At 57.0% G+C, this 16,130-nt stretch carries 11 protein-coding genes, 1 tRNA gene and 1 pseudogene; all 13 read right to left on the reverse strand.

The window, feature by feature from the left end; genetic code table 11:
- A partial coding sequence (locus PHW99_RS10805; protein ID WP_300176905.1) for a HAMP domain-containing protein occupies positions 1-1,688 on the reverse strand: 1,688 nt, incomplete at its 3' end.
- Positions 1,685-2,332: a DUF4390 domain-containing protein gene (locus PHW99_RS10810; RefSeq protein ID WP_300176908.1), complete on the reverse strand. Its 648-nt coding sequence runs from the start codon at positions 2,330-2,332 to the stop codon at positions 1,685-1,687. The genes PHW99_RS10810 and PHW99_RS10805, both read right to left, overlap by 4 nt.
- Positions 2,292-3,614, reverse strand: a complete 1,323-nt coding sequence (rsmB, locus tag PHW99_RS10815; RefSeq protein WP_300176911.1) for a 16S rRNA (cytosine(967)-C(5))-methyltransferase RsmB — start codon at positions 3,612-3,614, stop codon at positions 2,292-2,294. The genes PHW99_RS10810 and rsmB overlap by 41 nt, the downstream gene beginning before the upstream one ends.
- Before the next feature lie 75 nt (positions 3,615-3,689).
- A complete protein-coding gene (gene rpoC, locus PHW99_RS10820; RefSeq protein WP_300176914.1) occupies positions 3,690-7,904 on the reverse strand; it encodes a DNA-directed RNA polymerase subunit beta' in 4,215 nt (1,404 codons plus the stop codon).
- Between the two features lie 26 nt (positions 7,905-7,930).
- Positions 7,931-12,043 carry a DNA-directed RNA polymerase subunit beta gene (gene rpoB / locus PHW99_RS10825; RefSeq protein WP_300176917.1) on the reverse strand — a complete coding sequence of 1,371 codons (4,113 nt, stop codon included), beginning with the start codon at positions 12,041-12,043 and terminating at the stop codon, positions 7,931-7,933.
- Positions 12,044-12,283: 240 nt separating this feature from the next.
- Positions 12,284-12,658: a 50S ribosomal protein L7/L12 gene (gene rplL / locus PHW99_RS10830; protein ID WP_300176920.1), complete on the reverse strand. Its 375-nt coding sequence runs from the start codon at positions 12,656-12,658 to the stop codon at positions 12,284-12,286.
- A gap of 42 nt (positions 12,659-12,700) precedes the next feature.
- Positions 12,701-13,222 (reverse strand): 50S ribosomal protein L10, encoded by a 522-nt coding sequence (gene rplJ, locus PHW99_RS10835; protein WP_300176923.1) that lies wholly within the window; start codon positions 13,220-13,222, stop codon positions 12,701-12,703.
- A gap of 255 nt (positions 13,223-13,477) precedes the next feature.
- Entirely contained in the window at positions 13,478-14,173 is a 696-nt protein-coding gene (rplA, locus tag PHW99_RS10840) for a 50S ribosomal protein L1 (RefSeq protein ID WP_300176926.1), read from the reverse strand.
- Positions 14,174-14,605, reverse strand: coding sequence for a 50S ribosomal protein L11 (gene rplK / locus PHW99_RS10845; protein WP_300176929.1), 432 nt, complete (start codon positions 14,603-14,605; stop codon positions 14,174-14,176).
- A gap of 160 nt (positions 14,606-14,765) precedes the next feature.
- A complete protein-coding gene (gene nusG, locus PHW99_RS10850; protein WP_300176938.1) occupies positions 14,766-15,377 on the reverse strand; it encodes a transcription termination/antitermination protein NusG in 612 nt (203 codons plus the stop codon).
- Positions 15,374-15,757, reverse strand: coding sequence for a preprotein translocase subunit SecE (gene secE / locus PHW99_RS10855; protein ID WP_300176932.1), 384 nt, complete (start codon positions 15,755-15,757; stop codon positions 15,374-15,376). Before secE ends, nusG begins: the two co-directional genes overlap by 4 nt.
- 113 nt (positions 15,758-15,870) lie before the next feature.
- Positions 15,871-15,946 (reverse strand) — tRNA-Trp (locus tag PHW99_RS10860).
- Positions 15,947-16,001: 55 nt separating this feature from the next.
- Positions 16,002-16,130 (reverse strand): annotated as a pseudogene (locus PHW99_RS10865) (elongation factor Tu); the annotation flags it as partial.

A 16,130-nucleotide genomic window follows, 5' to 3' on the forward strand; every position in this document is an offset into this window, starting at 1 on the left:
GGAGCCGCCACCTTGGGCGTGAGTTTCATCTCCAGTCGCTCGGCCGAGAGCTGGATCGGTGTCAGCGGGTTCTTGATTTCGTGGGCCAGCCGCCGTGCCACTTCGCCCCAGGCCTGGGCCCGCTGGGCTGAAACAATTTCCGAAATATCGTCGAACACCAGCAGATGCTGGTTACCAGGGAGCTCGGCGCCACGGGCAATCAAAGTGATGACATCATTGGCGGGATGCCCCACCGAGGCCTCACCGATCTTGCCCAGCGCAAAGGACTGCTGCCAGTGGTCCATGCTGCGCTCATGCCCATGTGCCAGAAAGATTTCAAATTGCTGCTGAACACCCTCGCCAAACGACTGCAAACCGTCAATCTCGGCCAGGCGTTTGCCCTCATAAGCAGCCAGAGGCAATTTGAGAATGCGCGTTGCCCCGGGATTGGATGACGCAATCGTGCCGTCGGCCCCGAGCACCATAACACCCGCTGTGAGATTGTCCAGAATGGTCTGCAGGTTGGCACGCGCCGCGTTGACCTGTTCCATGCTGATCTGCACCGCCTGCCTGGCCTCCAGAAGCTGCTGGGTCATGTCTGCGAAAGAGCGTGTCAAACCGTCAAGTTCATCCTTGCCACGCAGTGTGGCTTTGGGGGTAAAGTCACCTGCGGCCACTTCACGCACGCCATCGGCCAGCAGCAGCAGCGGCCTGGCAATCTGGTTGCCCAGCACCACAGCCAGCAGAACGGCGCCAAACACGGCCATGAACAGACTCAGAGTCAGGGTTCCGATGTACATGCGACGCAAGCCTTCCCGGGCCAGGGCACGCTCCTGGTATTCGCGGTTGGCTTGAGTCACAGCCAGCGCATTGGCCACCAGTGAAGACGGCAGCACCTTGACCGCCAGCAGGTAACGCGACTCACCGAAGGCTCCCAGCCCGGCGCTGTTGACCAGCGCCAGCACCTTGATTCGCGCCACAGACGGTTCGCCAGCCACACTGTCCTCCAACCCTTCAATCCAACTGATGGTGCGTTGCGTGCGGGCGGCACGGAATTGCTGTGGCGACGGCAGATCCGGGGTAAGCTGGAAACGTGATTGCCCGACTGCGGCCACCAGACGCCCGGAGGCACCCAGCAACATCAGGTCATCGGCACCCATCGCGTCGCGGGCCCGCTCCAGCGGCAAGGCGGCGCTGGCATCTGAGGTGTCTGCCAGCAAAGCGGCAGCGGAGCGGGTTTTGCCCAGCCAATCCGTTGACAAGGCCTCCAACGTGGTCCGGCCCAGGTTCAGTCCGGCCTCCAGCGCGCCCTCAACCTTGACATCAAACCAGCTTTCGATGGAGCGCGAGACGAACTGGTAAGACACCACATAGATGAGCATGCCAGGGGCAAAGCCGGCCAGCGCGAACACGGCCGCCAACTTGACCAGCAGGCGACTGCCAAATTTTCGTTGCCGCAGCCGTTTGAAAAGCCGATAGGCAATCCAGCAGATCACCAACAGCAGCAGGGCCGCCACCACCACATTGACCGCAAACAGGTTGGCGTAGTTGCGCTCGTAGAGCTCGCGGTTGGTGGTGGCCTGAGTCAGCAGGAACAACAACACCAACCCAACGGCCACCATGGCGGTCAGACCCAGCCCGATGGTCCAGCGCAGGGCGCGCGATGTCGGCTGCGCCGTCACGGCGGCCGTCTTGCCAGGGCTGCTCACTTGCCCCGCTCCACACCCAGCACCTGGGAAGCCGTGAGGGCGATCTGCCAGTCGGACTGGCCCAAAGTGCCAATCTGCAGCGGCCTGGGCAGTTGTGATGTATCCAGCGCAAAGCGGAACTCGACGATGTGCTGGGCGCCGGGTTCCAGGTCCGCCGCCTCGGCGATCTTCCAGCGGGAAAAGCGCCGTACAGCAGCCATGGCATCCGTCAGGGTGTCGAAATTGAGGTTCAGTGTCAGCCCCTGGGTGGCCTCGGTCATGTCACCTGACCCGATATTGAGCCGCCAACGTTGCGTCAAGGGGTGATAGGCCAGCCGCATCCGACGCTGGACCGAGGCAACCTTGCGATTGGTCCAATACCAGCGCTCACGCAGCAACTCAGCCTGCGCCACAAAATAAATTGGAATACCTTTGAGCAAGGCGTCTTCAACCACAACCGGCAGCTCAAACCGGAACTGTGCAGTCAGCCAGAGGGCGTCATCCGTACGCTCGAGCTTCAGCACGGGTGTGCGGCTGACGTCGGGCGCTTCGGTAGCCCAAGCCGGGCGCACCAGTCCCTGCGCCAACACCATGGCGACCACCAGCAGCCAGCAACGCCAGTTGCTAAGCGCCAGTTTTTTCGAGCAACGCGTAATAAAAGCCATCGTGGTCACCGATCAGATTGTCGGGCGCGAGCGTGCCTTGCGCACCCATGCCGGCCAACAAATGCCCGGGTGATGGCAATAAAGCCGCCTGGGTGTTGCTGGCAAGAAACGCCTTGATCTGTTGCTCACCCTCGGCCCGAAACACCGAACAGGTGCAATAAAGCAGACGACCACCGGGTTTGAGCAGCGGCCACAGCTGTGCCAGCAACCGGGCCTGGATGGCCGCCAATTGGGCAATGTCGGTCCGGCGGCGCAACCAGCGGATATCCGGATGGCGCCGCACGATGCCGGAGGCCGAACATGGTGCATCCAGCAGGATGGCGTCAAGGAGTTCACCGTTCCACCAGGACGACACTTGCGCCGCGTCCGCCGCAATGACCTCGGCCTTGAGCCCGAGGCGCCCCAGGGTTTGATGGATACGCTGGCAACGCTTGGCATCGACATCGAGCGCCGTCACGGCTGCATCGGCCAGCTCCAGCAAGTGTGCGGTTTTCCCCCCGGGGGCAGCACAGGCATCCAACACCCTCAGTCTTGGGCTGGTCGGCAAGCCAGCGAGTAACAAAGGAGCAGCCAGTTGGGCGGCACTGTCCTGCACCGACACCCAGCCATCGGCAAAACCGGGCAACTGCTGCACCGGGCAGGCTGATGCCAGCACCACACCCGCAGACCCGACGGGCGTGGCGGCAATGCCGGCCTCACGCAGCGCCACCAGGTACTGGGCCTGGGTGGTCAGGCGGACATTCACACGCAACACCATTGGCGCATGCTGGTCAGCCGCGGCCAGAATGGCTTGCCACTGCTTGGGCCAATCGGCCTGAAGCTGTTCAATCCACCAGGCCGGGTGATTCCAGCGCGCCACCGGGTCATGCTGAGTGCGCGCCAGCAGTGCCTCGCGCTCACGCAGGAACCGCCGCAGGCAGGCATTGACAAACGCGGCCTGAGGCTTGATGGCTGGAGTTTTCTTGGCACACTCCACCGCCTGGTTCACCAGCGTGAAGGCGTCGTAGCGCGCCGCATCGGGCCGCCATAACAGCGCCAGCGCGGTGCACAACAACGCATCCACCATCGGTGGTGGCGTGCGTGGTGCAAGCAACTTGCACAGAGCCTGGGCTTGCCCCAACGAACGCAGCACATCAAAGCTCAACGCCTGCACACCCGGGCGGCTGGCTGGCGCCACCGCATCCAGCGCAGCGGTCCCGGATTGCCCCCGGCTGACGGCCTGAAGAACTTGGGCGACTGCCTGCAATTGACGCCACAAAGGTGGCCGTTGGTCGTCGGTCATGGCAATTTTGACATAAAAAACGCCTCATGCCCGCATAAACAGGACATGAGGCGCTATACTTTATATAGCTAAAACTTACTCGGCGGCAGCGTCCTCGCCTTGTTCCGCTTCGCTTTCACCGGCCAGTTCGGCTGCTTCGGCTTCGGCAATGGCGCGGCGCTCGGCGTCATCCATGCTTTCGCGAACCTTGCGAGCTTCGTGGTAAGCCAGACCCGTCCCAGCCGGGATCAGACGGCCGACGATCACGTTTTCCTTCAGGCCACGCAGCTCGTCGCGCTTGCCCATGATGGCCGCTTCAGTCAACACACGCGTGGTCTCCTGGAAGGACGCGGCACTGATGAAGCTGTCAGTGGACAACGATGCCTTGGTGATACCCAGCAGCAGGTTGGTGTAGGTGGCGGGAATCTTGCCTTCGGCGCGCAACGCGTCGTTGGTATTGAGCATTTCCGAGCGCTCGACTTGCTCACCGACGATGTAGTTCGAATCACCGGCGCTCTCCACCACCACCCGGCGCAACATCTGGCGAACAATCACTTCAATGTGCTTGTCGTTGATCTTCACACCTTGCAAGCGGTAAACGTCCTGCACCTCATCCACGATGTAACGGGCCAGCTCTTCAGCACCCAGCAGGCGCAGGATGTCCTGCGGATCGGCCGGACCGTCCACCACGGTCTCGCCCTTGTTGACAATCTGGCCTTCGTGCACCAGGATATTTTTTTCCTTGGGCACCAGTTCTTCCCAGACCTTGCCGTCCGGGTCCGTGATCTGCAGGCGAATCTTGCCTTTGGTCTCCTTGCCGAACGAGATCGTGCCGGTCATTTCTGCCAGCACACCCTTGTCTTTGGGAGAACGGGCTTCGAACAACTCGGCCACACGCGGCAGACCACCAGTGATGTCGCGGGTCTTCTGGCCTTCTACCGGGATACGGGCCAGCACTTCGCCTGGGCCCACGTCCTGGCCATCACGCACCTGCACCAGCGCACCGATCGGGAAACCGATGGTCACCGAGTGGTCAGTGCCCGGAATCTTGACTTCGTTACCAGAGGCATCCACCAGTTTGACCTGGGGCCGAACCACCTTGGCAGAGCCGCGGCGTTTCGGATCGATGACCACCAGCGTCGACAGGCCGGTCACTTCGTCCACCTGCTTGGCAACCGTCAAGCCCTCTTCCACGTTCTCGAACTTGGCCTGACCGGCAAACTCGGTGATGATGGGGCGTGTCAGCGGATCCCAGTTGGCCAGGATGGTACCGGCCTTGATGGTCTGGTCGGCCTTGACCGTCAACACGGCGCCGTAAGGCACCTTGTGACGTTCGCGCTCACGACCATGCTCGTCATGGATGATGATCTCGCCAGAGCGGGAAATCACCACCAGCTCTCCCTTGCCATTGGTCACATAACGCATTGTGGCGTTGAAGCCGATGTTGCCGTTGGACTTGGCTTCCACGCTGGAAGCGATGGCGGCACGCGAAGCGGCACCACCGATGTGGAAGGTCCGCATGGTGAGCTGGGTACCCGGCTCACCAATCGACTGGGCAGCAATCACACCCACAGCTTCGCCGCCGTTGACCAGACCGCCACGGCCCAGATCCCGGCCATAACACTTGGCGCAAATACCGAAGCGGGTTTCGCAGGTGAGCGCAGTACGCACCTTGACCTCGTCGACACCGGCAAGCTCCAGCTCTTCAATCAGGTCTTCGTCCAGCATGGTGCCGGCAGTGGCCAGCACCGACTGGTTTTCTGGATGCAGGACGTCTTCAGCCGCGGTACGGCCCAGAATGCGGTCACGCAGGGATTCGATCACCTCACCACCTTCGACGATGGCGCGCATCAAATAGCCGGCATGGGTGCCGCAGTCCTGTTCGGTCACGACCAGATCCTGTGTCACGTCAACCAGACGACGGGTCAGGTAGCCCGAGTTCGCGGTTTTCAACGCGGTATCGGCCAAACCCTTACGGGCACCGTGGGTGGAGATGAAGTACTCCAGCACGTTCAGGCCTTCACGGAAGTTGGCGGTAATCGGTGTTTCGATGATGGAACCGTCTGGCTTGGCCATCAGACCCCGCATACCAGCCACCTGACGAATCTGCGCTGCAGAACCACGCGCGCCGGAGTCGGCCATCATGTAGATGGAATTGAACGACTCTTGCGGCACCCGGTTGCCATGGCGGTCAACGACCGTCTCTTTGGAGAGCTGGCCCATCATCACCTTGGACACTTCGTCGCCGGCCTTGCCCCAGATGTCCACCACCTTGTTATAACGTTCACCGGCAGTCACCAGACCTGAGGTGTACTGCTGGGCAATTTCCTTGACCTCTTTTTCGGCCCGCTCGATGATGCCGGGTTTCTCGGTCGGCACCAGCATGTCTTCGATCGAGATCGAGATACCGGCACGGGTGGCCAGTCGGAAACCGTATTGCAGCAGCTTGTCGGCAAACACCACCGTTTCTTTCAAGCCACACTTGCGGAACGAGGCGTTGATCAACCGGGAGATTTCCTTTTTCTTCAGGGCCTTGTTGATGAACTCGAACGGCAGGCCCTTGGGCAGGATTTCGGACAACAGGGCGCGACCAGCGGTGGTCTCCCACAGCTTGGTGGTCGGCACCAGTTCACCGGTCTTCTTGTTTTTGGTGTACTCGGTCAGACGCACGTTGATGCGTGAGCTCATTTCGACCTCACCCGCGTCAAAGGCGCGCTGGACTTCGGCCACATCGGCAAAGATCAAACCTTCACCCTTGCCATTGATACGGTCGCGGGTGGTGTAGTACAGGCCCAGCACCACGTCCTGCGACGGTACGATGGAAGGCTCACCATTGGAGGGGAACAGCACGTTATTGGAGGCCAGCATCAGGGTGCGAGCTTCCATCTGGGCTTCCACCGACAGCGGCACGTGAACAGCCATCTGGTCACCGTCGAAGTCGGCGTTGAACGCCGCGCAAACCAGCGGGTGCAGTTGAATGGCCTTGCCTTCGATCAGGATCGGTTCAAAGGCTTGGATACCCAAACGGTGCAGCGTTGGTGCACGGTTCAGCATCACGGGATGCTCTTTGATCACCTCTTCCAGAATGTCCCACACCACCGGGGTGCCAGATTCGACTTCCTTCTTGGCAGCCTTGATGGTGGTGGCGATACCCATGGCTTCCAGACGCGCGAAGATGAAGGGCTTGAACAACTCCAAGGCCATCAATTTCGGCAGACCGCACTGGTGCAGCTTGAGGGTTGGCCCCACCACAATCACGGAACGACCGGAGTAGTCCACACGCTTGCCCAGCAAGTTCTGACGGAAACGACCACTCTTGCCCTTGATCATGTCGGCCAGCGACTTGAGGGCACGTTTGTTGGCGCCGGTCATGGCCTTGCCGCGACGGCCGTTGTCCAGCAAGCTGTCAACCGCTTCCTGCAGCATGCGTTTTTCATTGCGTGCAATGATTTCGGGCGCTTTAAGTTCCAGCAAACGACGCAGACGGCTGTTGCGGTTGATGACGCGGCGGTACAGGTCGTTCAGGTCAGAGGTGGCGAAACGGCCACCGTCCAGCGGCACCAGCGGACGCAGGTCCGGCGGCAGCACTGGCAGCACATCCAGCACCATCCACTCGGGCTTGATGCCGGATTTCTTGAACGCTTCCAACAGCTTCAGACGCTTGGTGTTTTTCTTGATCTTGAGCTCGGAACCACTCGGGTCATTGCGCAGCTTCTCGATTTCGCTTTCAATATCGAGGTTCTGCAACAATTCCTTGACGCCTTCGGCACCCATCTTGGCCTGGAACTCGTCGCCGTATTCCTTGAACTTGGCGTCAAAGTCGTCTTCCGACATGATGCTGAATTTCTTCAGCGGGGTCATGCCGGGGTCGGTTACCACATACGCTTCAAAGTACAGCACGCGCTCGATATCGCGCAGCGTCATGTCCAGCACCAGGCCCAAGCGGCTGGGCAGGGACTTCAGGAACCAGATATGCGCACAAGGTGCAGCCAGGTCGATGTGGCCCATGCGCTCGCGGCGCACTTTGGTCTGGGTGACTTCAACGCCGCACTTCTCGCAGATCACGCCGCGATGCTTGAGGCGCTTGTACTTGCCGCACAAACATTCGTAATCTTTGATGGGACCAAAGATCTTGGCACAAAACAGGCCATCACGCTCGGGTTTGAAAGTCCGGTAGTTGATGGTTTCAGGTTTTTTGACTTCACCAAAAGACCAGGAACGAATCTTTTCGGGTGACGCCATGCCGATCTTGATGGCATCAAAATGTTCGTCGGGCGTGAACTGCTTGAACAGGTCGAGTAAAGACTTCATGACTGTTATTCCTCTATTCTCATCAATTACGAGCGTTCCAGCTCAATATCCAAGCCCAGCGAGCGGATTTCCTTGACCAGCACGTTGAACGACTCGGGCATGCCGGCTTCGATCGAGTGCTCACCCTTGACGATGCTCTCATACACCTTGGTTCGGCCCTGTACGTCGTCCGACTTGACCGTGAGCATTTCCTGCAGGGTATAGGCGGCACCATAGGCTTCCAGTGCCCACACCTCCATTTCACCGAAACGCTGACCACCAAACTGGGCTTTACCGCCCAACGGCTGTTGCGTGACCAGGCTGTATGGACCCGTTGAACGGGCATGCATTTTGTCGTCGACCAAGTGGTGCAGTTTGAGGTAATGCATATAGCCCACTGTCGTTGGGCGTTCAAAACGGTCGCCGGTCCGGCCATCATAGAGATAGGCTTGAGTTCGTGTTTCCGTCAACCCCTTGAGTTTGGCCAGATCATCCGGGAAGGCCAGTTTGAGCATGGCCCGGATTTCGTCTTCAGTCGCACCGTCAAACACGGGTGTTGCAAACGGCATGCCAGTGGTCAGGTTGTGCGCCATTTCCAACAACTGGTCGTCGTTAAGAACACTCAGGTCTTCCTTACGGCCCGTGCTGTTGTAGATATCTTCCAAGAACTTGCGCAGCTCGGCGACACGGGATTCGGCTTGCAGCATGTCGCCAATACGTTGGCCAATACCCTTGCCAGCCCAACCCAAATGCACTTCCAGCACCTGACCAACGTTCATCCGTGATGGCACGCCCAGCGGGTTCAGGACGATGTCGCAGGGCGTTCCGTCAGCCATATGTGGCATATCTTCCACCGGCACGATTTTGGAAACCACACCCTTGTTACCGTGGCGGCCGGCCATCTTGTCACCCGGCTGCAGATGACGTTTGACCGCTACATACACCTTGACCATTTTCAACACACCTGCGGGCAAATCATCACCCTGTGTCAGTTTCTTGCGTTTCTCTTCAAACGCTAGATCGAAACTGTGACGGGTCTGTTCCAGCGAGTTCTTGATGCTTTCCAGCTGCGCCGATGTGCCATCGTCTGCCGGGCGGATGTCAAACCAATGGAACTTTTCCACCGAAGCAAGATAAGCCTTGTCCAGCTTGGTGCCTTTGGCCAATTTTTGCGGGCCCCCGTTGGCCACTTTGCCCACCAGAAGCTTCTCGATACGGTCAAACGCATCTGCTTCCACGATGCGCAGCTGGTCGTTCAGATCAAGGCGGAAACGTTTGAGTTCGTCATCAATGATCTGCTGTGCACGACGGTCTCGGGTGATCCCTTCCCGGGTGAACACCTGCACATCAATCACAGTACCTTGAGAACCTTGATCCACTCGCAGCGAGGTATCTTTCACATCGCTGGCCTTTTCACCAAAGATGGCGCGCAGCAGTTTTTCTTCTGGCGTCAACGTGGTCTCACCCTTCGGCGTCACCTTGCCCACCAGTACATCTCCGGGCTGCACTTCAGCACCCACATAAATGATGCCGGACTCGTCCAGCCGGTTCAGTTGCTGTTCACTCAGATTTGGAATATCGCGTGTGATTTCTTCGGCACCGAGCTTGGTGTCACGCGCCATGACCACCAGTTCCTCGATGTGAATCGAGGTGTAGCGGTCTTCAGCCACCACACGTTCGCTGATCAAGATCGAGTCTTCGAAGTTGTAACCGTTCCAGGTCATGAAGCCAATCAACATGTTCTGACCCAGCGCCAGTTCACCCAGATCAGTGGACGCACCGTCAGCAATCACATCACCCTTGGCCAGCTTGTCACCTTTTTTGACAATCGGGCGCTGATGGATATTGGTATTCTGGTTGGAGCGTTGGTACTTGATCAGGTTGTAGATGTCTACACCAACTTCACCTGCTTGCGCTTCAGCGTCGTTGACACGAACCACGACACGGGTAGCATCAACATAGTCCACCACACCACCGCGACTGGCAGTCACCACCGTACCCGAGTCAATGGCAGCCACGCGCTCAATGCCTGTGCCCACCATCGGTTTTTCAGGACGCAACACCGGCACGGCCTGACGCGACATGTTCGCGCCCATCAACGCACGGTTGGCGTCATCGTGTTCCAGGAACGGCACCAACGATGCTGCCACCGATACGATCTGAGCAGGAGACACGTCCATGTACTGGACACGCTCAGCGCCGACCAGGATGGACTCGCCCGCTTCACGCGCGGAGATCAGGTCACCAGTCAGACGACCGTCCTTATCCAGCGTCGCATTGGCCTGGGCGATGACGTATTTGCCTTCTTCGATGGCAGACAGGTAATCAATGTCCATGGTCACCTTGCCATCCACCACACGGCGATACGGCGTTTCAATAAAACCGTATTCATTCAAACGTGCATACAGGGCCAGGGAGTTGATCAGACCGATGTTCGGACCTTCAGGCGTTTCAATCGGGCACACGCGGCCATAGTGGGTCACGTGCACGTCACGCACTTCGAAGCCAGCGCGTTCACGGGTCAAACCACCTGGGCCGAGGGCAGAGACGCGGCGCTTGTGCGTGATCTCGGACAGAGGATTGGTCTGGTCCATGAACTGGGACAGCTGGGATGCACCAAAAAACTCTTTCAACGCTGCCGAAATTGGCTTGCTGTTGATCAGGTCATGCGGCATCAGGGGTTCCTGCTCGGCCTGCCCCAGGCGTTCTTTCACGGCTTTTTCAATGCGTGCCAAACCCATGCGGTACTGGTTTTCAGCCAACTCACCCACACAACGCACGCGGCGGTTACCCAAATGATCGATGTCATCCACCTCACCGTGGCCATTGCGGAGATCCACCAGGATCTTGACCACAGCCAGAATGTCTTCGTTGGTGAGCACCATCGGGCCAGTGGACTCAGGGCGGCCCATCTTGGCATTGAATTTCATGCGTCCCACACGCGACAGGTCGTAGGTGTCCGGGTTGTAGAAGAGACGCTGGAACAGGGCCTGGACAGCATCTTCGGTCGGCGGCTCACCAGGCCGCATCATGCGGTAAATGGCCACCCGTGCTGCAAACTCATCTGCCGTTTCATCGGTGCGCAGGGTTTGCGAAATATAGGCGCCCTGATCCAATTCATTGGTGTAAATGCAAGCGAGGTCCTGAACACCGGCACTGCGCAGCTTTTTGAGCAAAACTTCCGTCAGCTCCTCATTGGCCTTGGCCAGGATTTCACCGGTATCGCCGTCCACCACATTGCGTGCGACCACACGACCGATCAGGAAGTCTTCCGGAACAGACACGTGCGTGGTGCCGGACTGCTCCATCTCGCGGGTGTGGCGAGCGGTGATCCGCTTGTCCTTGGCCACAACCACCTTGCCGCTCTTGTCGGTGATATCGAAGCGCGCAATCTCACCACGCAGACGCTCGGCCACAAATTCCATTTGGGCACCACTGTCCATCAAGCGGAAATTGTCATTCACGAAGAAGTTGGCGAGGATGGACTCGTTATTGAGACCAATTGCCTTGAGCAAAATGGTGACTGGCATCTTGCGGCGGCGGTCAACCCGGAAATACAGAATATCTTTGGGGTCAAATTCGAAGTCAAGCCACGAGCCGCGGTAAGGGATGATCCGCGCCGAAAACAGCAACTTGCCTGAACTGTGCGTCTTGCCCTTGTCATGCTCAAAAAAGACACCCGGAGAGCGGTGCAGCTGAGACACGATCACACGTTCGGTGCCATTGATCACAAAAGAGCCTTTTTCGGTCATCAGGGGGACTTCACCCATGTAAACCTCTTGCTCCTTGACTTCCTTGACCACCTTGTTTTGCGTCGTGGAGGATTCACGGTCATAGATGATCAATTGCACCTTGGCACGCACAGCAGATGCATAAGTCAGACCACGAGTCTGGCATTCACGAACATCAAAAGCCGGTTTCGCCAAGTTGTACTCAAGGTACTTCATCTCGACAAAACCATTGTGCGAAACGATCGGGAAAGCGGCATCAAACGCAGCCTGCAGACCTTCGGTCGATCGTTTTTTGGGAGCTATATCGGCTTGAAGAAATGCGGTGTAGGCATCTTTTTGCATTTGCAGCAGGTACGGAATTTCCAGTACGCTGTCGCGACTGCCAAAACTTTTACGGATTCGTTTGCGTTCGGTGTATGAGTAAGCCATGAAATCTCCGGGCAACTGAGGAACCTGGCGGGTCCTGGACGACTTAAGTTCTTGGCGATTGGCCGCTACCAATCAATGGCGGACGATCGCACCTTGCATGCGACCCGAACCAAGGCATCTTCTTCTGTCGGGATGAGAAGACACTGAAAAAAAGTCTATTGGCCGTTTTTCAGTGTGTTCTTCAGAAACACCAAAGGCTGGAGGCCTTTAAAAGCACTCCAGCCCTGGCACTAACTTCAATTACTTGAGTTCGGCCTTGGCGCCTGCCTCAACCAGCTTCTTCAAAGCGGCGTCGGCATCAGCTTTGGACACGCCTTCCTTGACGTTCTTCGGAGCGCCATCAACCATGTCCTTGGCTTCTTTCAGACCCAAGCCAGTGATTTCACGCACGGCCTTGATGACCGATACCTTGTTGGCGCCTGCGTCAACCAGAACCACGTTGAATTCAGTCTTTTCTTCAGCAGCTGCAGCAGCACCACCGCCAGCAGCAGCAGGAGCGGCCATGGCGGCTGCACTCACGCCAAATTTCTCTTCGATGGCTTTCACCAGGTCGTTGAGTTCCATGACCGTCATGCTGTCCAGCGCGGTCAAAAATGCGTCTTTATCGAATGCCATTTTGATTTCCTAACAATATTGGTTACTAATTGCTGCGAGCGATCAAGCTGCAACTGCCTCAGCCGGGGCTTCTGCGCCACCGCCTTTTTGCTCCGCCAAAGCCGCCAACACGCGCGCAGTGCGCGAGATGGGGGACTGCATCAAGCCCAGCAACTGAGCCAGCAGAACTTCCTTGGACGGAATGCTGGCCAACTGCTTCACACCCTCGACATCCAGGGCCTTACCTCCGTAGGCGCCACCGCGAATCACCAATTTGGCATTGGTTTTGGCGAATTCAGCCACCACTTTTGCGGCAGCCACAGCGTCTTCAGAAAAGCCATAGATCAGCGGACCAGTCATCTGGTCAGACACGATCTCAAAACTGCTACCAGCCACAGCACGGCGAGCCAGCGTGTTTTTCAAAACACTCAGGCTGACACCGTTGCTGCGCGCTGTCGAGCGCAATTGAGTCATGTCGGCAACCGTGATACCCCGGTATTCCGCCATCACGAGCGTTTGAGCTTTAGCGGCGAGGCCAGTCACATCACTGATGACCGCTTCTTTCTCACTGCGATTTAAACTCAAGGTCTACTCCTTCAAAATGTGTCTTTTGGCAACGATCATTTCGCAACCTCTGGACACGCCATATATCAGCGACCAACTGTTCAGGAATTTTTCAATTCTTTAGCAGCGGGTACGCCATCTGCGTTGGCTTGGTCATTAAGCGCATCATCCGTTAAACGATCTGCACACCAACGGTCTTGGATGGCCTGCTCACGCCTCTCAGCGCTTGCAGCCCACCACATCAGACGCTCCTTTCAGAACGCCAGATTTCTCACATCAAGCAGCAACCGATTGCAGATCAACACGAACACCAACACCCATGGTGCTCGATACCGCGACCTTGCGCAAATACAAACCTTTGCTGGTTGCCGGTTTGGCCTTGGCCAAGGCGTCCACCAAAGCAGCCAGGTTGTCTTTCAGCTTGTCGTTATCAAATGAGCGGCGACCAATGGTGGAATGCACAATCCCTGCCTTGTCAACACGGAATTGCACTTGACCAGCCTTGGCGTTACGCACAGCAGTAGCGACATCTGGTGTCACAGTGCCCACCTTGGGGTTAGGCATCAAGCCACGCGGACCAAGGATCTGACCCAATGTACCCACCACGCGCATCGCATCGGGAGCAGCAATCACCACGTCAAAAGGCATGTCACCAGCCTTGACCATGGCAGCCAAGTCGTCCATCCCAACAATGTCAGCACCTGCCGCCTTGGCTTCTTCTGCCTTGGCTCCCTGTGCGAACACAGCGACCCGCTTGGTCTTGCCGGTACCGTGAGGCAAAACAACGGCACCACGCACCACCTGATCAGATTTCTTGGCATCAATGCCAAGCTGAACGGCCACGTCAATGGACTCATCGAACTTGGCGCTAGCACAATCTTTCACCAGAGCCAGCGCATCACCAATAGCGTATAACTTGCTGCTGTCAACTTTGCCTTGCAAAGCCTTTTGTTTTTTTGTCAAGCTGGCCATTTACACGCCCTCCACATTCACGCCCATCGAGCGCGCTGAACCAGCGATCGTCCGAACCGCAGCATCCATGTCGGCAGCGGTCAGGTCTTTCATTTTGGTCTTGGCAATTTCTTCAAGCTGTGCACGAGTAATCTTGCCGACCTTGTCTTTGTTGGCGCGAGCAGACCCCTTGTCAATCTTGATCGCCTTCTTGATCAGCACCGATGATGGTGGCGACTTGATCACAAAGGTGAAGCTCTTGTCAGCAAAAGCGGTGATAACCACAGGCAGCGGCAGACCCGGCTCAACACCTTGGGTTTGGGCATTGAACGCCTTGCAAAACTCCATGATGTTCAAGCCACGCTGACCCAAAGCTGGACCAATCGGGGGGGATGGATTGGCTTTGCCTGCTGGAACTTGCAGTTTGACAAAACCGACGATTTTTTTCGCCATGGTTTACTCCTAGCGGGTACAAACGCCAACGTCTGCTTTCAGCATACGCCAGCTCCCCGACATTAACGACTCACATTAAAAACCTTGATACCGAGCCGGAAAGCATCAAGACAGAAAACAAACCAAAGACAGCCCACAAGGCTGCCTTCGCAAACTCACATCAGGTTTTTTCAACCTGAGAAAACTCCAATTCAACCGGCGTGGAACGACCAAAAATAGTCACAGCCACACGCACCTTGCTCTTGTCATAGTTGACTTCTTCAACAGAGCCATTGAAATCTGCAAATGGACCTTCCTTGACACGCACAAACTCTCCCACCACAAATTCAACCTTGTGACGAGGCTTATCAGTCCCCTCCTGCATCTGACTGACGATTTTCATGACCTCAGCCTCAGAAATTGGCGAGGGCCGGGTTTTACCGCCACCTACAAAACCAGTGACCTTGTTGGTATGTTTGACCAAATGCCAAGTGTCGTCATCCATGACCATCTCAACCAGCACATAACCCGGGAAGAATTTGCGCTCAGTGGTTTTCTTTTGACCATTTTTGATCTCAACCACTTCTTCCATGGGAACAAGAATGCGCCCGAACTTGGACTGCATTCCAGAGCGGTTGATTCTTTCAATGATGTTGCGCTCGACAGCCTTTTCCATGCCGGAATAAGCGTGCACAACGTACCAACGCAAATCCGGATTTGACGCTGCTGTAGCCAGCGTTTGTGCTGCAGACGGCATGCTTGGCGTGGAGGTTTCTACAACATCATTCATCATTTTTTCCATCCAAGAATCAGGTCGTAAAAAACCCATTCAAGGGTTTTGTCTGTCAGCCACAAGAACAATGCCATGACAAAAACAAATCCAAACACATACAACGTCATCTGGATAGCTTCACGGCGTGCCGGCCAGACTACTTTTTTCATTTCCCGGACCGCATCCTGACCAAAGGCCATCAAAGCCTTGCCAGTTTCAGACAGGAAAAAAATGACCACCGCAACAGCCAAACCCACCAACAAACCCAACCACTGGAATAACGGCCCCTGTTTGCCCAAGGCATAGTACCCAACCAGCGACACAGCAACCATGGCTGCAGCTGCAGCCAGCTTAGCTTTATCCGCTGTGGTATTGACGGTTTGAACTTGTGTAGTAGCCATTGTCAGTTGATCTTGTGCTTGTTAACTAGCCATTACTTTGGCGCCTTCCAGACGCACAAGCCCGCCGTTTGCACAGCGGGCTTCTTGGAATGCCACCTCTTGGCCAAATCAGGTGGCAGGGGCAGTAGGAATCGAACCTACAACCTTCGGTTTTGGAGACCGACGCTCTGCCAATTGAGCTATGCCCCTACATTCAAAAATACCAAAGGCTACCAGGCAACCCTGTACAGCCCGAGCCTCTCAATCAAGCAATGATCTTAGCCACGACGCCAGCGCCAACCGTCTTGCCACCTTCACGGATAGCAAAGCGCAGGCCTTCTTCCATGGCGATCGGGGCAATCAGCTTCACAGTGATCGACACGTTGTCACCAGG

It is taken from the genome of Rhodoferax sp. (assembly GCF_028689305.1).
GTDB lineage: Bacteria > Pseudomonadota > Gammaproteobacteria > Burkholderiales > Burkholderiaceae_C > Rhodoferax.